This is a genomic window from Citrobacter sp. 50677481 (assembly GCF_001463265.1).
Classification (GTDB): Bacteria; Pseudomonadota; Gammaproteobacteria; order Enterobacterales; family Enterobacteriaceae; genus Citrobacter_A; species Citrobacter_A sedlakii.
The window spans coordinates 195,638-212,311 of the sequence record NZ_LNHZ01000051.1; the positions used below are offsets into that span (position 1 = coordinate 195,638).

The following is a 16,674-nucleotide window of genomic DNA, read 5'->3' on the forward strand; positions in this document are numbered from 1 at the left end:
AAATTTATTTCGCTAAAATTTTTCGATAGAGATAGGCGGCGCCTGCGATTATTCCTTGTAAATAATGCTTCTGAACCAGAAGGTGTTTGTATCTTTTTTTGTACTCCACCATGGTTCTTGCATTTTTAGCCGGGACAGTCTGCCATGGTGATTTAACCTGCGCAGTGGTGAAATAAATAACAGAAGGATACTTTGCCCAAGCATGCCAGGGTTTAGTTGCCCCGGTATAATGAATCAATTTTGTATTATTAGTAATGACGTTTAAATAATTCAGGTGTGTTTTATCTTTCAATTCACTTTTAATGGTATAAATAGTATTGTATTCGCGTGGTAAAAAGACCACTTTATTAATTAACAGGATATTTAACACATCCTGATCGGGATATTTGAAAAATGGAGATTGACCTTCTTCTCCGGTTAACAATGAAAGCGCGTGTTCTGTTAAACACTGCGCCGTCCACTGCTGGAGATTGACTAACACAACACCAGAGTTAAAGTAGCGCCCCTGTAGATGATAAGCGGGTAAGCGCTCATCAACTTTTGCCTGGATAGAATCAACATCTTTAACAACCGCAGCAATTTTATCTGTCAGATCTATCGCTAAAAGCGCCTCAAGCGATCCTTTGCAGACAACATCGGCATCAAGATAGAGTAATCTATCCATTTTTTGACGAAGATAATTAAATGCAAACAGGCGAAAATACATTGCCCTGGACCAGACCTTTGTTCTTGGCAAAACTTCAAGGCAGCTCACGTTAATGGTGTAAAGCGAAATTTTAACGTGATACTGATTCGCAAGTAAGGCTATTTTTTCAATGAAGCCCTGGACATAGCGATCGCAAAGGATATGAAATTCGACATTTATTTTATTATGCAGGAGAACAGAGGAAATGGAGACACCTACGCCATCAAGATAATTCTCATCAATGCCATAAGAGATATGTAACGTTTCATCGCAGTCATTTAAGCGTTCATCAAAAACTTTAAACTCTGTTATCTCTATTTCAGGAAATGAGTTCACTGCATCACCTATAGTTATATTTATTTAACAAGCTTACTTTTAAAGTAATATAAATAATCCATCACACCAGCAACGTACTTTTTCTGATTAAACATGTGTTTTGCTGCATAGCGCAACTGATGGCTATTTTTAGGTTTTAGCAAGTCAACACTAGACCAGGGTGACAACTTTTTCGCATTCAAAAAGCTTTGAGCAACTGGATAATTTCCCCACTGATGCCATGGTTTTGTCGGGCCGATATAATGTATAAAAACGGTGCTTTCATTGACAGGGTTTAACACCCTTTTCTTTAATTCATAGTTAATGCTGAACTGGGTATTGAACTTTTTATCCACAAAACGCGCCTTGCCCACCAGCAGCATATTGAGTACATCCTGATCCAGGTGCGTTATGCGCTGAACAACATCCGGATCGCGCAACATCTCAATGGCTTTACGCGAGATATCTTCCTGCGCCCAGCGAGGAATATTGATAAGTAAGAAGCCTGCATTGAAATAACCGGACACCAGACCCGGCGTTGCCAGACTGACCGAACGTTTCGTCCACCATTCGGTTTCTCCTTCGGCAACAACTGCTGCAATTTCGTGCTCGGTAAAATGCAGATCAACCAGTTCCTGAATGCTTCCTTTACAGGCAATATCCGCATCCAGGTACAGCACCTTATCGGTTTTACCCGCAAAGCGATCGGCGATGATAAATCGAAAGTATGTCGCGTAGGACCAGTTTTTTGTGCTGGGTAATGATTTGAGTTGCTCGCAATCCACTAAATGGACAGCGATACGAGTAGAATATTGTTTAGCCAGCGCATGAAAACGCGCACGATCGTCATCGCTGAAAAAATCTGTGAAGACATGAAATGCCAGCGGTATTTCTGGGTTAGCGATCAGAATAGAAGCAATGGATACGCCACAGCCAAACAGAAAGTTCTTGTCGATGCCATAGGCAATGTTAAAATATTCAACATCACTATGTTCTGTATAATTATAATCTAAAGTCTGCTGAATGACTTTTTCGTCAAAGTACTTTGTCGTCATAGTGATCACTTATTATTTTTGGAAGATATTATGCTTTCTAAATTTTCAAAATAGACATCATTATAGAATTTTTCAATAGTCGCTGGAATCAGATTATTATTATATTTTATTTTACCAGAAATAATATTGTTCAAATGATTAATATATTGTGTGATAACCCCGGGTGAGTACAGCTCGCCATTAATTCCCGGCTGTATCATATCCCGCGGACCTGACATACAGTCAGAACTGATACAAGGGATACCATACGACATGGCCTCAAGGATTGCCATACCGAATCCTTCAAAGGATGAAGTTAAAAGAAGCGCTGAAACATTTTGAATTTTATTATTTACCACATCCCACGGAGAACCCTGCCATCCATGCCAGGTAATACGTTCGCCAATCCCCAGGTCCTGCCCGTACTTTTGACATTTCTCAAAATCAGAACCATCGCCAATCACATGTAGTCGCCAATCACCTTCCGCTCGAGACAGCCCATCGAGCAAGTCCTTGATTCTTTTTTGCCCTTCGAACTTCATGCGCCCAACGTAAAGGAATACCGCAGGCTGACCCGGCTCAGGTGGATAAACGATAGTCGATTTTCTTGATACCGGATTAAAAATAACGCTGATTCGACTTTGCTCTATACCACGCGCTATCATCTGCTCTTTAATCCCGGAGCTTATTGCCAGATGGTAATCTGCATGGATGATACACTCAGCATGTTTTTTATGATCAAGCGAAAAATGCGGCCAGGAAAAAAGGGTGAAATCCACACCCGATTTTTTTCGCGCTTTACTGGCAAAAAGACAAGATAACACGTCAATACAAATCACAACATCAGGCCGTGTTTCTTTTAGCCACTGGCTAAATGCATTAATATGCTTTGCGCGACGCAAAAAACCGAGTCGGGTGTTTGAGAAAGAGCATGAATAGTTGATATTATTCAACCATGCTTTATCCATTTTGTCATTTCGACAAAAGAAAAACATGTCGCACGTATGCCCGAAGGGTTTTTCTTGTAAGTGGTTAATGACATCCCGGATAACCGTTTCCATGCCACCAAAACCTGAAACAGCTTCACCAATAAATGCTACTTTCATAAATTTCCAGATTAACTGTCACTATTGAATGTGAATAATTTACAACACCTGGAAGTCTTCAATAACTTTTTCAATCATACGGTCAGGGCTGTAAGAATAGAGGACTTCTGGTGACAACGGTGCAATCGATGACTGTAAAAACCATTCAAAATCACCCCACGAGTGATATCCAGGAACAAAAAAACGATCCCTTGAAAATACCTCTGAATCCAGCACGCTGAGATTATTTGTAATTATTTTTTTATTAAAATATAGTGCTTCGAGAACCCGAAGTGTCCAACCCGACTGGTTTTGCTGAGTAATATCCACAATGATATCTGAAGCAAGAGCATGCGCTAAATTTTCTTTATAAGATAATGGTTCGTCGATCAGAAATCCAGAGTCATCATTCGTTTCATAGTCTTTAACCACATTAAAATCTAATTGCAGATTAAAGGATGCAAGTTTGTCTGCCAATTTAATTATTTCCGGTAGCCTTTTTTTATCTCTACCTAAAAAAAAGCATACAGGTTTTTTTGTTTTTTTATTCGCCAAAACATATTTATCAATTTCTTTCAAACCAACAGGAAAAAATTGGCCAATATATTTTAATTTGTCATTAAAGTGACCGCGATTTTCAAAATCATAAATAATATCAAAAGTATGACTCCACTCCTTCAAAAAAGGAATGCTTACGGTATTCCTTAATAATAGCACCTTTCGACAATTCAAATTCTTGATAATATAAGGAGTCAGGCCTTTATTTATTACGCTATCATTAAAGACAGCAACATCCGTTGGCTTTAAATCTGCAATGCTTTTATGAATAAATTTTTTACCAAGCCAATCAGGTTGAATACCAATTTTTGTTAATTTCTTACCCCACCAGACATATCGTGATGGGACATCAATATTTGTAACCGGGTAATGTTTATGTAAATAGCTAATCATGTGAGTCTCATAATCAGCTTTCCAGTTTATAAAATATATTTTCATTGCTGTTAACTGTGGCTCATCAATTTCATACAAATCACAACCCTTTTCTTATTGTTCTTTCTTTTATTTTTTCTGCTTTAATTTTTGCTGCACTTAATAACTTAGTTTCATCCCGTAAAATCGCGCTTAATGGCGCCTCAAAGTACACCTGCAAAAACCGCCAGATATCCCGCTGCGTCAAGCCAATATTCAGGGACGAGAAATACAAGCCGATCAGATCTTTATCGCGCCAGCGGCGAGGCACTTTGCTTCGAATTTGCGCACGATGGAGATCGATGACGGACACCTTAAGCTCGCTCTCATGCCCCGAAAAGGGCAGGTGCAGGAGAAAGTGGCAAATGTAGCAGTCGCGGTGGTTGATACCGGCCGCGTGCATTTTACGAACCATCGTTGCGACGCGGTGAATAAGCATTCGCTTAACCTTTACGTCAGGCGGGTTTGACGCCCATTCCGCGCAGTAATCTTCCAGGCTGATAGTGGGCGTTAGATCTTCGGTAATAATAAACGAAGTTTTGGTCAGCGGATTTAAACCTTTCTCACCAAAACCCACTCCGTGCATAGTATCCACCCCCACATCCCGGAGACGATGGATGGCGTTCCACTCTCTGTCAGCCCCTAAAACCGGCATGCGTAGCGAAAGTAAATTTTTGACGATCTCTTTGAGCGAAGTGCCCCGATGCCATTTAAGGAAATAGCTTTTCTCCGCCAGTTCAAATCGCAGCGTACGGCGGGTTTCCAGTTCCCTGAAAACGTCTCCCTGCAGCGTTTTAACTTCCTCAAAAGCATCTTTACCGCGCCATAACGTGGCTAACGGTTCCTTCAGTTCAACCATCCAGACCACCTGTAATGATGTCGGCCGCTCTTTCCTGCAGACTGTACAAATCTTGCGTATCCGCATAATGGCGTGCGTTTTCAGCCCATGCGTTGCGCAATGATGGCTGCGTCAGCGCTTTACGTAAAATGTCGTTTAGCGCTTCTTGTTTCCAGGGCTCAGTGATGGCAACACCACAGTTAGCGTCTTCAATATAGTGGGCAAAACCACATACCGCCGACGTGAGGACCGGCAACCCGGCGGCAATCGCCTCAAGCAAAACGATACCTGCCGCTTCCTGGTAAGCAGGGTGCAGCAGTATATCAGCGGCGGCCATCAGCTCTGCCACATCATTACGCCCGGAGAAAAAATGCACATTACCCCGTACGCCGCGTTTTTCCGCCAGCGCTTCAAATTTTCTGGGCTTGTCCTGGCCAACAACATACAGCAGCGTATTGTGGCGCAGCGCCTCCGGCAGGGAAGCCAGCGCTTCAATCGATCGATCCACGCCTTTACGCGTAAAGTCGGACCCCACCTGCAACAACAAATTTTGCTGTCCGGCGATCCCGTTCTTCTGACGATAAACCTCGCGAGCGTCCGGGATTTGCGCACTGTATTTTCTGTCCGGATAGATCCCCGGCGGGAGGATATGGAAACGTTCCGCTTCGGTTTGATAATGCTTCTGGAAATCAGCAATCTGTTTATCGGTCAGCATCATCAGCTGCGTGGACTTACCCTGTTCGAACGTCGCCCGTTCAAACGCCGCATAATGGCGGTAACGGGATGTCAGGCGATAGAAAAAACCTTTCTCCTGCGCAACCTTCTCGGCATAACAGACATCAGCGGCAAAATAGACATCCAGACCCGGCATTTTGTTAAAGCCGACGACCCGATCCACCGGATGCGCTCGCAGATGCGCCTGCACCCACGCGTAATACTCTGCATTACGTCCGTGGTTGGTCCGTGATTTTACCGGCACGTGAATCAGTTCGAATCCTTCGGGATATTCCCCTTCCCAGGACTGAGTGTAAACGCGAACCTGATGTCCACGCGCAGCGACGGTTTGCGCAATACGCAGGAAGTCACGTTGTAATCCGCCAAACGGAAAATACTTATACAGACAAAAAGCAACGATCATACCGACGCATCCTTCCCAATAATTTGCGCATTTTGTGGCAACATTTTTTCCGTCGCCGCAATCACGTCCTCTGCAGGTATAACGGACATATATTTTTTATTTCGATCCAGTTCACGTCGCTGAGGCATTGTCTGATAATCTCCCGCCCAAAACTGAATAATATTGTCAGTCCAGGGACGCCAGAAAACGTGGTCTGTCGCGCCAAAAAGGCATATCACCGGTGTTTTAACCGCGGCGGCAATGTGTCCGGGTGCAGAATCGACGCCAATAAAGAGCACGGCATGGTCGATCAACGCGCCTAATTCAGGGAAGCGGGTTTTTCCCGCAAGGCCAGTAACCGGTTTGGTTTCACACCCCTGCGCGATTTCTTCTACGCAGGCTAAATCGTCTGCGGACGGGCCGGACGTCAGCACAACCTGATAACCACGACGTTCAAGGGCATCAATGACGCGGGAAAATTTTTCGTTATCCCAGCACTTAAATAATTGCCTTGCGGTTGGCTGAATCACCACATACTGGCGCGTCACGCCGAGTTTCGCCAGCTGCTGACGCATGTTTTCCCAGTGCTCTGGCAGATAACTCATCGTCGTTTCCGTTACCACATGCTCCAGCCCAAGCGGGCAGAGCGCAGACAATGTCCGCTCAACGACATGTTCGCCGCGGTAGGGAACGAGGTGCGTAAAACTGTTTTTCCAGAAGACGGACTGACGGTTGGCAAAGTCCTGGGATATTTTTACCCTGGCATTCAGGCACCGGACTATCAGCGCCACGATCCACTGGTCGGTAAGATTAATGACCAGGCCATACTGATTACTGCGTAAAGTCTTAATCAGCGAAAGCGCATTTTTGATTTTATCTGCCGTTCCCGCCCCCTTATTACTGATGCCATAAAGCGCATTTATCTCAGGGTTTTCAGACAAAATAGGTATCGTGTCCTGGTAAAGAAGCACATCGACTTTGGCGTCAGGATAATTTTTTTTCAGCGTACTAATAACGGGAGTGGTTAAAAGCATATCCCCGTGGAAACGCATCTTGATAACCAGAATTTTTCGAAAAGGCTTTTCCACACGCGACTCTTTTGTTGTGACTATCCGGTAATTTAAGCAGAAAAAAGCACGCTACCGCCCCAGGCTCAACAGCTACCTGATTACTGATACCGCACTGACTTTTATCCGCTAGTGTATCACTTCTTTCGCTGCGATCCGACACGAATAAACTTTAAGCAGTTAGCGATTTTTTGTTTTTTAAATCATATTGATAATTAATTTATCTGGGCTTTCTTAACGGCTTATCAAACGCACGATGCCCGCTTCAGGGCGCAAAAATCAATAAATCGCATAAAAATGCAAAAATTCTGTGTCTGACAGGCTTTATTAGCCAGACTTAAGGCTATTTAAGTCAAAAACAGGAAAAGTAATGGTAAAGCCCTGGCTAAATACATAGAATCCCCAGCACATCCATAAGTCAGCTATTTACTATGCTCGAATTGCTTTACACCGCCCTTCTTTACCTGATTCAGCCGCTGATCTGGATACGGCTGTGGGTGCGCGGACGTAAGGCCCCGGCCTACCGTAAACGCTGGGGTGAACGCTACGGCTTTTACCGCCGCCCTCTTAAGCCGGGCGGGATCATGCTTCATTCTGTCTCCGTCGGCGAAACGCTGGCGGCTATTCCTTTAGTTCGCGCGTTACGGCATCGCTATCCTGATCTGCCGATTACCGTCACCACCATGACGCCAACCGGCTCTGAGCGGGTTCAGTCCGCTTTCGGCAGCGATGTCCAGCACGTCTATCTTCCCTATGATTTACCCGATGCGCTTGGCCGCTTCCTCAATAAGGTCGACCCCAAACTGGTATTGATTATGGAAACCGAACTGTGGCCGAACCTGATCGCCGCGCTGCATAAGCGCAACATCCCGCTGGTCATCGCCAATGCGCGTCTTTCCGCCCGTTCTGCCAACGGTTACGCGAAGCTGGGGAAATTTATCCGCCGAATCCTTCGCCGTATTACGCTAATTGCGGCGCAAAATGAAGAAGATGGTCAGCGCTTTGTGACGCTGGGCGCGAAGAATAATCAGGTCACCGTAACCGGCAGCCTGAAGTTTGATATCTCCGTTACGCCGCAGCTTGCGGCAAAAGCGGTTACGCTGCGCCGTCAGTGGGCTCCCCACCGCCCGGTGTGGATCGCCACCAGCACTCATGATGGCGAAGAGAGTATTGTCATCGCCGCGCATCAGGCATTGCTCCACCAGTTCCCCAACCTGCTGCTGATCCTCGTGCCCCGTCATCCGGAGCGCTTCCCGGATGCGATTAATCTCGTTCGTGAGGCGGGTCTCAGTTACACCACACGCTCTTCTGGCGAGGTGCCCTCGGCCAGTACCCAAGTGGTGGTTGGCGATACAATGGGTGAACTCATGCTGCTTTACGGCATTGCGGATCTCGCCTTTGTCGGAGGATCGCTGGTTGAGCGAGGTGGGCATAACCCGCTGGAAGCTGCCGCGCACGCGATCCCGGTGTTGATGGGCCCTCACACCTTTAACTTTAAAGATATCTGCGCTCGTCTGGAGCAAGCCAGCGGTCTGATTACCGTCACCGACGCCACCAGCCTCGCCAAAGAAGTTTCCTCTTTACTGACCGACGCCGATTATCGTAATTTTTATGGTCGTCACGCAGTTGAAGTGCTGTACCAAAACCAGGGCGCGCTCCAGCGCTTACTGCAACTGCTGGAACCTTATCTGCCACCGAAAACGCATTGAGGGCTGTTATGCAAAAACGGGCAATCTATCCGGGCACGTTTGATCCGCTGACCAACGGCCATATCGATATCATCACGCGCGCCACGCAGATGTTTGACCACATCATTCTGGCGATTGCCGCCAGCCCCAGTAAAAAACCCCTGTTTTCGCTGGACGAGCGCGTCGCCCTCGCGCGCCAGGCTACTGCGCACTTGCCCAACGTCGAGGTGCGGGGTTTCAGTGATTTGATGGCGAATTTTGCCCGCGAACAGCAGGCGACTATCCTGATTCGCGGACTCCGCGCCGTGGCGGATTTTGAATATGAGATGCAGCTGGCGCACATGAACCGTCATCTGATGCCAGAGCTGGAAAGCGTGTTTTTAATGCCGTCGAAGGAGTGGTCTTTTATTTCTTCGTCGCTGGTTAAAGAGGTGGCGCGCCATGCGGGCGATGTCACCCACTTCCTGCCAGACAATATCCATCAAGCGTTAATGGATAAGCTTAACTAAACGGCTAATGCCGGATGTCATCCGGCCATCTCTTTACGTTTTACTTCTGACAGCGGCGACAGTAAAACGTCGCGCGCTGGGCGTGTTTCGTCGCGATAATCGGCGTACCGCACACTCTGCACGGCTCGCCCTTACGGCCATATACCTGCAGTTCCTGAGCAAAATAGCCCGGCTTGCCATCACTTTGCAGAAAATCTTTTAGCGTCGTCCCACCCTGCTCGATGGATCGCAGTAAAACGGCCTTAATCACCCGCACCAACAGTTCACAGTCCGCTTCAGACAACGACGATGCCAGGCGGTCAGGATGAATGCCTGCGGCAAACAGAGACTCACTGGCGTAAATATTCCCGACGCCCACCACCAGCTTGTTGTCCATCAACCAGGGTTTAATCGCCGTTTTCTTTTTCACGCACTTCTGATGCAAATACTCGCCGTTGAAATCGTCGCTGAGCGGTTCAGGCCCCAGATGCGCCAGCACGTTATGCCCTTCCAGCACCTTCGTCCACAGCCAGGCGCCAAAACGACGAGGATCGGTGTAGCGTAGAACTTTACCATTGCTCATCACTAAGTCGACGTGATCATGCTTTTCAGCAGGAAGCTCTTCAGGAAGGATACGCAAGCTGCCCGACATTCCCAGATGGATAATGATCCATCCGTCAGGAAGCTCCAGGAGAAGATATTTGGCACGGCGCTGAACGCTGAGCACCGGCTGGTCGCTCAGACGGTAGATCTCTTCAGAGACTGGCCAACGCAGACGGCCATTACGCACATGAGCATGCAGAATTTTGGCCCCGACCAGATGCGGCTCAATACCGCGGCGGCTGGTTTCGACTTCAGGTAATTCAGGCATAGCGTCTCCGGTTGTGTTTCCGTTCTCACTTATATGGGGACAGCCAGAAAACAAAAAACCCCGCCTGAGCGAGGTTTTTCGTTACAGCAAAGCGAGAATTATTTAATTTTCGCTTCTTTGTAGATCACGTGCTGACGAACAACTGGATCGAATTTTTTCAGCTCCAGTTTTTCCGGCTTAGTACGTTTGTTCTTCGTAGTGGTATAGAAGTGACCAGTACCAGCAGAAGAAACCAGCTTGATCTTCTCACGAATACCTTTAGCCATGATTTATTTCCTCTTTAAGTACTTAGTACTTTTCGCCACGGGCACGCAGTTCGGACAGAACTGTTTCGATGCCTTTCTTATCAATTACACGCATACCTTTAGCAGATACACGCAGGGTGACAAAACGCTTTTCGCTCTCAACCCAAAAACGGTGAGAGTGCAGGTTAGGCAGGAAGCGGCGTTTAGTCGCGTTCAGTGCGTGGGAACGGTTGTTACCGGTCACCGGACGCTTGCCAGTAACTTGGCAGACTCGGGACATGTCTATTCTCCAAAAATCAAATTAGCTCGAGCTTCGTATGGGGTATCGGCGCCTCGTCAGGCTTTACAGCCCGGTCATCGCATAGTTCTATTGAACTCTCGATTGCCAGGCCCAAATGCCAAACCCGAGATTCTCAAAGGTGGCGTAGTATACGCTGAGTCAGCGATGTGCTCAAGTCCCGAACAGACAAAGATCCCGATGGATCGCGCAAAGTCGGTCAAATCCAACCGCGTTCCGCAAAAGAAACGTACTCGCCGCGCCCCATAACAAGATGATCAAGCACACGGATGTCCATGAACTGGCAGCATTTTACCACACGCTCGGTGATGAGTTTATCCGCTTTGCTCGGCTCTGCACACCCCGACGGGTGATTATGGGCAAGGATCACCGCTGAAGCGTTAATTTTGATCGCCTGCCGAACAATTTCACGTGGATGCACCTCAACATGGCTCAGCGTCCCCGAGAAAAGGCGGCTATGTTTAATAACCTTGTGCTGAGCGTCAAGGAAAATCGCCATAAACACCTCACGTTCTTCGCCGGCGAACTGGCTGCGCAGAAACGCTCGCGTCATTTCCGGACTCAGTAACGGATTTTCTTCTTTAAGCCGAACGTCATAAAAGCGCCGCGCCAGCTCCGCAATTCCCTTCAACTGCGCATACTTTGCCACGCCAATCCCTGTGACCTTAACGAACTGGGCGTAGTCGGCAGTCAGCAAGCCGTACAAAGACCCAAAATGGTTGAGGATCTCTTTCGCCAACGTAAAAACATCTTTCCCCTGCGTTCCCGTACGTAAAAAGAGCGCCAGCAGCTCGGCATCCGTGAGCGTCTCAACCCCCTGCGCCAACAATTTTTCCCTCGGCCATCTGCACTCAACGGTTTCCATTTTTCTCTCCCCTCTGCCAGCGGGCATGTTGGCATAGCGCTTTTGGGGATTCGACGGTGAGTTTTCACGCCTGCGTAGCGCCTCGCAAAGTGATTCATGAGCGAGCACACGGCAGTTTAAGGATTGTGATAAAATGTCCGCCTTCTGGTGTCACCCAACAGGAAATATCATGATGAGCCTGGCCGGTAAAAAGATCGTTCTCGGCGTCAGCGGCGGCATAGCCGCCTACAAAACCCCTGAACTGGTGCGTCGCCTGCGCGAACGCGGCGCTGATGTCCGTGTGGCAATGACCGAAGCGGCAAAAGCCTTTATCACCCCACTGAGCCTACAGGCGGTTTCCGGGTATCCTGTTTCGGACAGCCTGCTTGATCCCGCAGCGGAAGCCGCAATGGGTCATATTGAGCTGGGAAAATGGGCTGATTTAGTGATTCTTGCCCCCGCCACGGCGGATCTCATCGCACGGGTTGCCGCGGGGATGGCCAACGATCTGGTTTCCACGATTTGTCTGGCGACACCGGCGCCCGTTGCCGTGTTACCGGCGATGAACCAGCAAATGTACCGCGCTTCCGCCACACAGCATAATCTGGCGGTGCTCGCCTCTCGCGGCCTGATAATCTGGGGACCGGATAGCGGTAGCCAGGCGTGCGGCGATGTCGGCCCGGGGCGGATGTTGGATCCCCTGACTATCGTTGATATGGCCGCGGCGCATTTTTCGCCTGTCAACGACCTGCAACATCTTAACATCATGATTACCGCGGGCCCGACGCGCGAGCCGCTCGATCCGGTGCGTTATATTTCCAATCACAGCTCCGGTAAGATGGGCTTTGCTATCGCCGCCGCTGCCGCTCGCCATGGCGCAAACGTCACGCTGGTTTCCGGTCCGGTGTCATTACCCACGCCGCCTTTTGTACAGCGTGTAGACGTCATGACCGCACTGGAGATGGAAGCTGCGGTCCAGTCCGCCGTTAAGCAACAGCATATTTTTATCGGCTGTGCGGCGGTGGCAGACTATCGGGCCGCCGCCGTCGCCAGTGAAAAAATAAAAAAACAGGCCACGCAGGGTGATGAATTAACAGTAAAAATGGTCAAAAACCCTGACATTATCGCCGGGGTCGCCGCGCTGAAAGATTCTCGCCCCTTTGTCGTTGGGTTTGCCGCGGAAACAAATAATGTGGAAGAATACGCCCGGCAAAAGCGTATCCGTAAAAACCTTGATCTGATCTGCGCTAACGACGTTTCTCTTTCTAATCAAGGATTTAATAGCGACAGCAATGCGTTACACCTTTTCTGGCAGGATGGAGATAAAGTCTTACCGCTTGAGCGCAAAGCACTCCTGGGCCAATTATTACTCGACGAGATCGTGACCCGTTATGATGAAAAAAATCGACGTTAAGATTCTGGACCCGCGTGTTGGCAAGCAATTCCCGCTGCCGACCTATGCCACCTCCGGTTCTGCCGGACTTGACCTGCGAGCCTGTCTCGATGACGCCGTAGAACTGGCGCCGGGCGCAACCACCCTGCTGCCAACCGGTCTGGCTATTCATATCGCCGATCCGTCTCTGGCTGCCGTTATCCTGCCGCGTTCTGGCCTGGGCCATAAGCATGGTATCGTATTGGGCAACCTGGTGGGCCTGATCGATTCCGACTATCAGGGGCAGTTGATGGTTTCTGTCTGGAACCGTGGGCAGGACAGCTTCACCATTGAGCCAGGCGAACGTATTGCGCAGATGGTTTTCGTGCCGGTTGTGCAGGCTGAATTTAATCTGGTAGAAGATTTTGACGCCACCGATCGTGGTGAGGGCGGTTTCGGCCATTCCGGTCGTAAGTAAGGCATTACGCATCCCAATAACGTCATAACATCACCGCAAACGCCGGGTTTGCGGTCATAGTGTGGATGCTCGCCTGGCAAGTGCTTATTTTCAGGGGTATTTTGTAACATGGCAGAAAAACAAACTGCGAAAAGGAACCGTCGCGAAGAAATACTTCAGTCTCTGGCGCTGATGCTGGAATCCAGCGATGGAAGCCAACGCATCACCACAGCAAAACTGGCGGCTTCTGTCGGCGTGTCCGAAGCGGCGTTGTATCGTCACTTTCCCAGTAAGACTCGCATGTTCGATAGCCTGATAGAGTTTATCGAAGACAGCCTGATCACGCGTATCAACCTGATACTGAAAGATGAAAAAGACACCAGCACCCGTTTGCGCCTGATTGTGTTGCTGATTCTGGGATTCGGTGAACGTAACCCTGGGCTGACGCGTATCCTGACCGGCCATGCGCTGATGTTTGAACAGGACCGTTTGCAGGGTCGCATTAATCAACTGTTTGAGCGTATAGAGGCGCAGCTACGTCAAGTGCTGCGCGAAAAGCGTATGCGCGAAGGCGAAGGATACGTTACGGACGAAACGCTGCTGGCAAGCCAGATATTGGCCTTCTGTGAAGGCATGCTTTCACGTTTTGTGCGTAGCGAATTCAAATACCGTCCTACGGACGATTTCGACGCCCGCTGGCCGTTGCTCGCTGCGCAGTTGCAATAACAAAAAGCCGGATGGCGGTTTCGCCTTATCCGGCTTACAAAGAAATAACACCGCTCCGGTAAGCGCAACGCTACCGGGTCCCTAAATTACACACCATACGCTTCGCGATACGCCCGCACCGCCGCCAGATGACCTGCCATTTCCGGCTTCTCTTCAAGATAGGCAATCAGGTCTTGCAGGGTGATGATAGAAATCACCTGACAGCCGTAGTCGCGTTCAACCTCCTGAATGGCGGAGATTTCACCGCGACCCCGTTCCTGACGATCCAGAGAGATCAGCACGCCTGCCAGCGTCGCGCCGTTGGCCTGGATAATCTCCATCGACTCGCGTATCGCGGTACCGGCAGTGATCACATCATCGACCAGCATAACGCGCCCCTGCAGCGGGCTACCGACCAGGCTACCGCCCTCGCCGTGATCTTTCGCTTCTTTGCGGTTAAAACAGTACGGCAGATCTTTGTCATGGTGCTCAGCCAGCGCGACCGCTGTGGTTGTCGCAATCGGGATGCCTTTGTAAGCAGGACCAAAGAGCAGATCGAATTCAATTCCGGAATCCACTAACGCTTCGGCGTAAAAACGGCCTAACAGTGCCAGATCGCGCCCGGTATTAAACAGCCCGGCGTTGAAGAAATAGGGGCTTTTGCGCCCGGATTTCAGCGTAAATTCGCCAAACTTGAGTACCTGTTTGTTAAGCGCAAATTCAATAAACTGGCGCTGATATGGTTTCATGGATTCGCTCCTCTTTCACTTTCATCATTTACGAAATCTGTTTCGAAAACCGCAGACAAAAAAAAGGCGACTCACTGGTCGCCTTAAAATCAATTTGCCAACGCCGCCTTCTGCGTCGCGACAATGGATTCGATTCCCCCCCGGGCCAACGCCAACAGGGTGAGCAGTTCTTCATGGCTAAACGGCTCGCCTTCTGCCGTGCCCTGTACTTCAATGATGCGCCCATCTTCGGTCATCACAACATTCATGTCCGTTTCTGCTGCGGAGTCTTCGACGTACTCCAGATCGCAAAGCGCTTCGCCGTTGACGATCCCGACGGATACTGCCGCCACCATGCCTTTCATTGGATTGGTTTTTAGCTTACCGCTTGCCACCAGCTTATTCAGCGCATCGGCCAGCGCAACGCAGGCACCAGTAATGGATGCCGTACGCGTACCGCCGTCGGCCTGGATCACGTCGCAGTCCAGCGTGATGGTAAATTCGCCCAGCGTTTTGAGATCCACCGCAGCGCGCAGCGCGCGGGCGATAAGACGCTGGATTTCCATCGTGCGCCCACCCTGCTTACCTTTCGCCGCTTCACGAGCGTTACGGGTATGGGTCGCGCGCGGCAGCATGCCATATTCCGCCGTGATCCAGCCCTGGCCCTGCCCTTTCAGAAAGCGCGGGACGCCTTCTTCAATCGAGGCGGTGCACAGCACTTTAGTATCGCCAAATTCGACCAGCACCGAGCCTTCAGCATGTTTTGTATAGTTACGGGTCAGGGTTACGGGACGCACCTGATTAGCGCTACGGCCTGCTGGACGCATATTGAAATCTCCGGCTTGAAACGAATGTGGCTGCGCATTATACGGACTTCCCGCTCTTATTCCTATCCTGACAAGGCCGGGATGGCTATAATCGTCCCATCTCTCCTTTAAAAACAGGAACGTCTATGATCCGCAGTATGACCGCCTACGCCCGGCGTGAAATCAAGGGTGAATGGGGTAGCGCGACCTGGGAAATGCGCTCGGTAAACCAGCGTTATCTGGAAACTTACTTTCGTCTGCCGGAGCAGTTCCGTAGCCTTGAGCCTGTTGTTCGCGAACGTATCCGTACGCGCCTGACGCGTGGGAAAATCGAATGCACGCTACGTTTTGAGCCCGACGCCAGCGCGCAGGGCGAACTCATTCTCAATGAGAAACTCGCCAAACAGCTGGTGAACGCGGCCAACTGGGTCAAAATGCAGAGCGATGAAGGGGAAATCAATCCGGTTGATATCCTGCGCTGGCCCGGCGTTATGGCAGCTCAGGAGCAGGATCTCGATGCCATTGCCGCTGAAATCCTGACCGCGCTGGACGGCACGCTGGACGACTTCATTATTGCCCGCGAAACAGAAGGGCAAGCACTGAAAGCGCTCATCGAACAGCGTCTGGAGGGCGTCAGCGCCGAAGTGGTAAAAGTTCGCGCCCATATGCCGGAAATCCTGCAATGGCAACGTGAACGTCTGGTCGCCAAACTGGAAGACGCTCAGGTGCAGCTGGAAAATAACCGTCTGGAACAGGAGCTGGTGATGATGGCCCAGCGTATTGATGTGGCGGAAGAACTGGATCGCCTGGAAGCTCACGTCAAAGAAACCTACAACATCCTGAAGAAAAAAGAGGCGGTGGGCCGCCGTCTGGACTTCATGATGCAGGAATTCAACCGTGAATCGAATACGCTGGCGTCAAAATCTATCAATGCCGACGTCACTAACTCCGCCATCGAACTGAAAGTGTTGATCGAGCAAATGCGCGAGCAGATCCAGAATATCGAGTAAACATTCACCGGATATCATCAGCTATCAAAAAACCTTTAAGCCCGCACTATGC

At 49.4% G+C, this 16,674-nt stretch carries 19 protein-coding genes; 6 read left to right on the forward strand and 13 right to left on the reverse strand.

Annotated elements, in window-relative coordinates:
- Positions 1–4: 4 nt before the first annotated feature.
- From APU02_RS13510 to rfaQ, 7 genes are read right to left on the reverse strand one after another with little or no spacing between them, the layout of a single operon-like run.
- Complete coding sequence (locus APU02_RS13510) at positions 5–1,021, reverse strand: glycosyltransferase (protein WP_060570263.1); 1,017 nt, start codon at positions 1,019–1,021, stop codon at positions 5–7.
- Between the two features lie 20 nt (positions 1,022–1,041).
- A complete protein-coding gene (gene waaO, locus APU02_RS13515) occupies positions 1,042–2,055 on the reverse strand; it encodes a lipopolysaccharide 3-alpha-galactosyltransferase (RefSeq protein ID WP_060570264.1) in 1,014 nt (337 codons plus the stop codon).
- A gap of 5 nt (positions 2,056–2,060) precedes the next feature.
- On the reverse strand, positions 2,061–3,140 hold the full coding sequence (gene waaB, locus APU02_RS13520) for a lipopolysaccharide 1,6-galactosyltransferase (RefSeq protein ID WP_060570265.1): 1,080 nt from the start codon (positions 3,138–3,140) through the stop codon (positions 2,061–2,063).
- A 39-nt stretch (positions 3,141–3,179) separates the two neighbouring features.
- Positions 3,180–4,115, reverse strand: a complete 936-nt coding sequence (locus tag APU02_RS13525; RefSeq protein ID WP_060570302.1) for a hypothetical protein — start codon at positions 4,113–4,115, stop codon at positions 3,180–3,182.
- A 34-nt stretch (positions 4,116–4,149) separates the two neighbouring features.
- A complete protein-coding gene (rfaP, locus tag APU02_RS13530) occupies positions 4,150–4,947 on the reverse strand; it encodes a lipopolysaccharide core heptose(I) kinase RfaP (RefSeq protein ID WP_060570266.1) in 798 nt (265 codons plus the stop codon).
- Positions 4,940–6,064 carry a glycosyltransferase family 4 protein gene (locus APU02_RS13535; RefSeq protein ID WP_060570267.1) on the reverse strand — a complete coding sequence of 375 codons (1,125 nt, stop codon included), beginning with the start codon at positions 6,062–6,064 and terminating at the stop codon, positions 4,940–4,942. Before APU02_RS13535 ends, rfaP begins: the two co-directional genes overlap by 8 nt.
- The gene (gene rfaQ, locus APU02_RS13540) at positions 6,061–7,131 is read right to left on the reverse strand and encodes a lipopolysaccharide core heptosyltransferase RfaQ (RefSeq protein WP_072197118.1); all 1,071 of its coding nucleotides are present in this window, start codon (positions 7,129–7,131) and stop codon (positions 6,061–6,063) included. Before rfaQ ends, APU02_RS13535 begins: the two co-directional genes overlap by 4 nt.
- A gap of 410 nt (positions 7,132–7,541) precedes the next feature.
- On the opposite strand from rfaQ, the gene waaA reads away from it, so the two are divergent.
- Positions 7,542–8,819, forward strand: a complete 1,278-nt coding sequence (waaA, locus tag APU02_RS13545) for a lipid IV(A) 3-deoxy-D-manno-octulosonic acid transferase (protein WP_042287039.1) — start codon at positions 7,542–7,544, stop codon at positions 8,817–8,819.
- Between the two features lie 8 nt (positions 8,820–8,827).
- On the forward strand, positions 8,828–9,307 hold the full coding sequence (gene coaD, locus APU02_RS13550; protein WP_060570268.1) for a pantetheine-phosphate adenylyltransferase: 480 nt from the start codon (positions 8,828–8,830) through the stop codon (positions 9,305–9,307).
- Positions 9,308–9,347: 40 nt separating this feature from the next.
- Here the strand turns inward: coaD and mutM are convergent, their stop codons facing one another.
- From mutM to radC, 4 genes are all read right to left on the reverse strand, one after another.
- Entirely contained in the window at positions 9,348–10,157 is an 810-nt protein-coding gene (gene mutM / locus APU02_RS13555; protein ID WP_042287044.1) for a bifunctional DNA-formamidopyrimidine glycosylase/DNA-(apurinic or apyrimidinic site) lyase, read from the reverse strand.
- Positions 10,158–10,255: 98 nt separating this feature from the next.
- Positions 10,256–10,423, reverse strand: coding sequence for a 50S ribosomal protein L33 (gene rpmG, locus APU02_RS13560; protein ID WP_001051798.1), 168 nt, complete (start codon positions 10,421–10,423; stop codon positions 10,256–10,258).
- 22 nt (positions 10,424–10,445) lie between these two features.
- On the reverse strand, positions 10,446–10,682 hold the full coding sequence (gene rpmB, locus APU02_RS13565) for a 50S ribosomal protein L28 (RefSeq protein ID WP_003024071.1): 237 nt from the start codon (positions 10,680–10,682) through the stop codon (positions 10,446–10,448).
- A gap of 217 nt (positions 10,683–10,899) precedes the next feature.
- Entirely contained in the window at positions 10,900–11,565 is a 666-nt protein-coding gene (radC, locus tag APU02_RS13570; RefSeq protein WP_042287048.1) for a DNA repair protein RadC, read from the reverse strand.
- Positions 11,566–11,737: 172 nt separating this feature from the next.
- On the opposite strand from radC, the gene coaBC reads away from it, so the two are divergent.
- The 3 genes from coaBC to slmA all read left to right on the forward strand — a co-directional run bounded on the left by coaBC (position 11,738) and on the right by slmA (position 14,099).
- On the forward strand, positions 11,738–12,958 hold the full coding sequence (gene coaBC, locus APU02_RS13575; protein ID WP_120714895.1) for a bifunctional phosphopantothenoylcysteine decarboxylase/phosphopantothenate--cysteine ligase CoaBC: 1,221 nt from the start codon (positions 11,738–11,740) through the stop codon (positions 12,956–12,958).
- Complete coding sequence (gene dut / locus APU02_RS13580; RefSeq protein WP_060570270.1) at positions 12,936–13,394, forward strand: dUTP diphosphatase; 459 nt, start codon at positions 12,936–12,938, stop codon at positions 13,392–13,394. Before coaBC ends, dut begins: the two co-directional genes overlap by 23 nt.
- Positions 13,395–13,502: 108 nt before the next feature.
- On the forward strand, positions 13,503–14,099 hold the full coding sequence (gene slmA / locus APU02_RS13585; RefSeq protein WP_042287055.1) for a nucleoid occlusion factor SlmA: 597 nt from the start codon (positions 13,503–13,505) through the stop codon (positions 14,097–14,099).
- A gap of 86 nt (positions 14,100–14,185) precedes the next feature.
- On the opposite strand, the gene pyrE is transcribed toward slmA, so the two are convergent.
- On the reverse strand, positions 14,186–14,827 hold the full coding sequence (pyrE, locus tag APU02_RS13590) for an orotate phosphoribosyltransferase (RefSeq protein WP_042287057.1): 642 nt from the start codon (positions 14,825–14,827) through the stop codon (positions 14,186–14,188).
- An 89-nt stretch (positions 14,828–14,916) separates the two neighbouring features.
- Positions 14,917–15,633 carry a ribonuclease PH gene (rph, locus tag APU02_RS13595; protein WP_042287059.1) on the reverse strand — a complete coding sequence of 239 codons (717 nt, stop codon included), beginning with the start codon at positions 15,631–15,633 and terminating at the stop codon, positions 14,917–14,919.
- Between the two features lie 125 nt (positions 15,634–15,758).
- On the opposite strand from rph, the gene APU02_RS13600 reads away from it, so the two are divergent.
- Positions 15,759–16,622 carry a YicC/YloC family endoribonuclease gene (locus tag APU02_RS13600; RefSeq protein WP_060570271.1) on the forward strand — a complete coding sequence of 288 codons (864 nt, stop codon included), beginning with the start codon at positions 15,759–15,761 and terminating at the stop codon, positions 16,620–16,622.
- Positions 16,623–16,674: the final 52 nt, after the last annotated feature.

Bases quoted from the DNA above. Each gene is read 5' to 3' on its own strand.
- waaO (WP_060570264.1), bottom strand. From the start codon at position 2,055: ATGACGACAAAGTACTTTGACGAAAAAGTCATTCAGCAGACTTTAGAT.
- waaB (WP_060570265.1), bottom strand. From the start codon at position 3,140: ATGAAAGTAGCATTTATTGGTGAAGCTGTTTCAGGTTTTGGTGGCATG.
- APU02_RS13525 (WP_060570302.1), bottom strand. From the start codon at position 4,115: ATGAAAATATATTTTATAAACTGGAAAGCTGATTATGAGACTCACATG.
- rfaP (WP_060570266.1), bottom strand. From the start codon at position 4,947: ATGGTTGAACTGAAGGAACCGTTAGCCACGTTATGGCGCGGTAAAGAT.
- APU02_RS13535 (WP_060570267.1), bottom strand. From the start codon at position 6,064: ATGATCGTTGCTTTTTGTCTGTATAAGTATTTTCCGTTTGGCGGATTA.
- waaA (WP_042287039.1), top strand. From the start codon at position 7,542: ATGCTCGAATTGCTTTACACCGCCCTTCTTTACCTGATTCAGCCGCTG.
- coaD (WP_060570268.1), top strand. From the start codon at position 8,828: ATGCAAAAACGGGCAATCTATCCGGGCACGTTTGATCCGCTGACCAAC.
- mutM (WP_042287044.1), bottom strand. From the start codon at position 10,157: ATGCCTGAATTACCTGAAGTCGAAACCAGCCGCCGCGGTATTGAGCCG.
- rpmG (WP_001051798.1), bottom strand. From the start codon at position 10,423: ATGGCTAAAGGTATTCGTGAGAAGATCAAGCTGGTTTCTTCTGCTGGT.
- rpmB (WP_003024071.1), bottom strand. From the start codon at position 10,682: ATGTCCCGAGTCTGCCAAGTTACTGGCAAGCGTCCGGTGACCGGTAAC.
- radC (WP_042287048.1), bottom strand. From the start codon at position 11,565: ATGGAAACCGTTGAGTGCAGATGGCCGAGGGAAAAATTGTTGGCGCAG.
- coaBC (WP_120714895.1), top strand. From the start codon at position 11,738: ATGAGCCTGGCCGGTAAAAAGATCGTTCTCGGCGTCAGCGGCGGCATA.
- dut (WP_060570270.1), top strand. From the start codon at position 12,936: ATGATGAAAAAAATCGACGTTAAGATTCTGGACCCGCGTGTTGGCAAG.
- slmA (WP_042287055.1), top strand. From the start codon at position 13,503: ATGGCAGAAAAACAAACTGCGAAAAGGAACCGTCGCGAAGAAATACTT.
- pyrE (WP_042287057.1), bottom strand. From the start codon at position 14,827: ATGAAACCATATCAGCGCCAGTTTATTGAATTTGCGCTTAACAAACAG.
- rph (WP_042287059.1), bottom strand. From the start codon at position 15,633: ATGCGTCCAGCAGGCCGTAGCGCTAATCAGGTGCGTCCCGTAACCCTG.
- APU02_RS13600 (WP_060570271.1), top strand. From the start codon at position 15,759: ATGATCCGCAGTATGACCGCCTACGCCCGGCGTGAAATCAAGGGTGAA.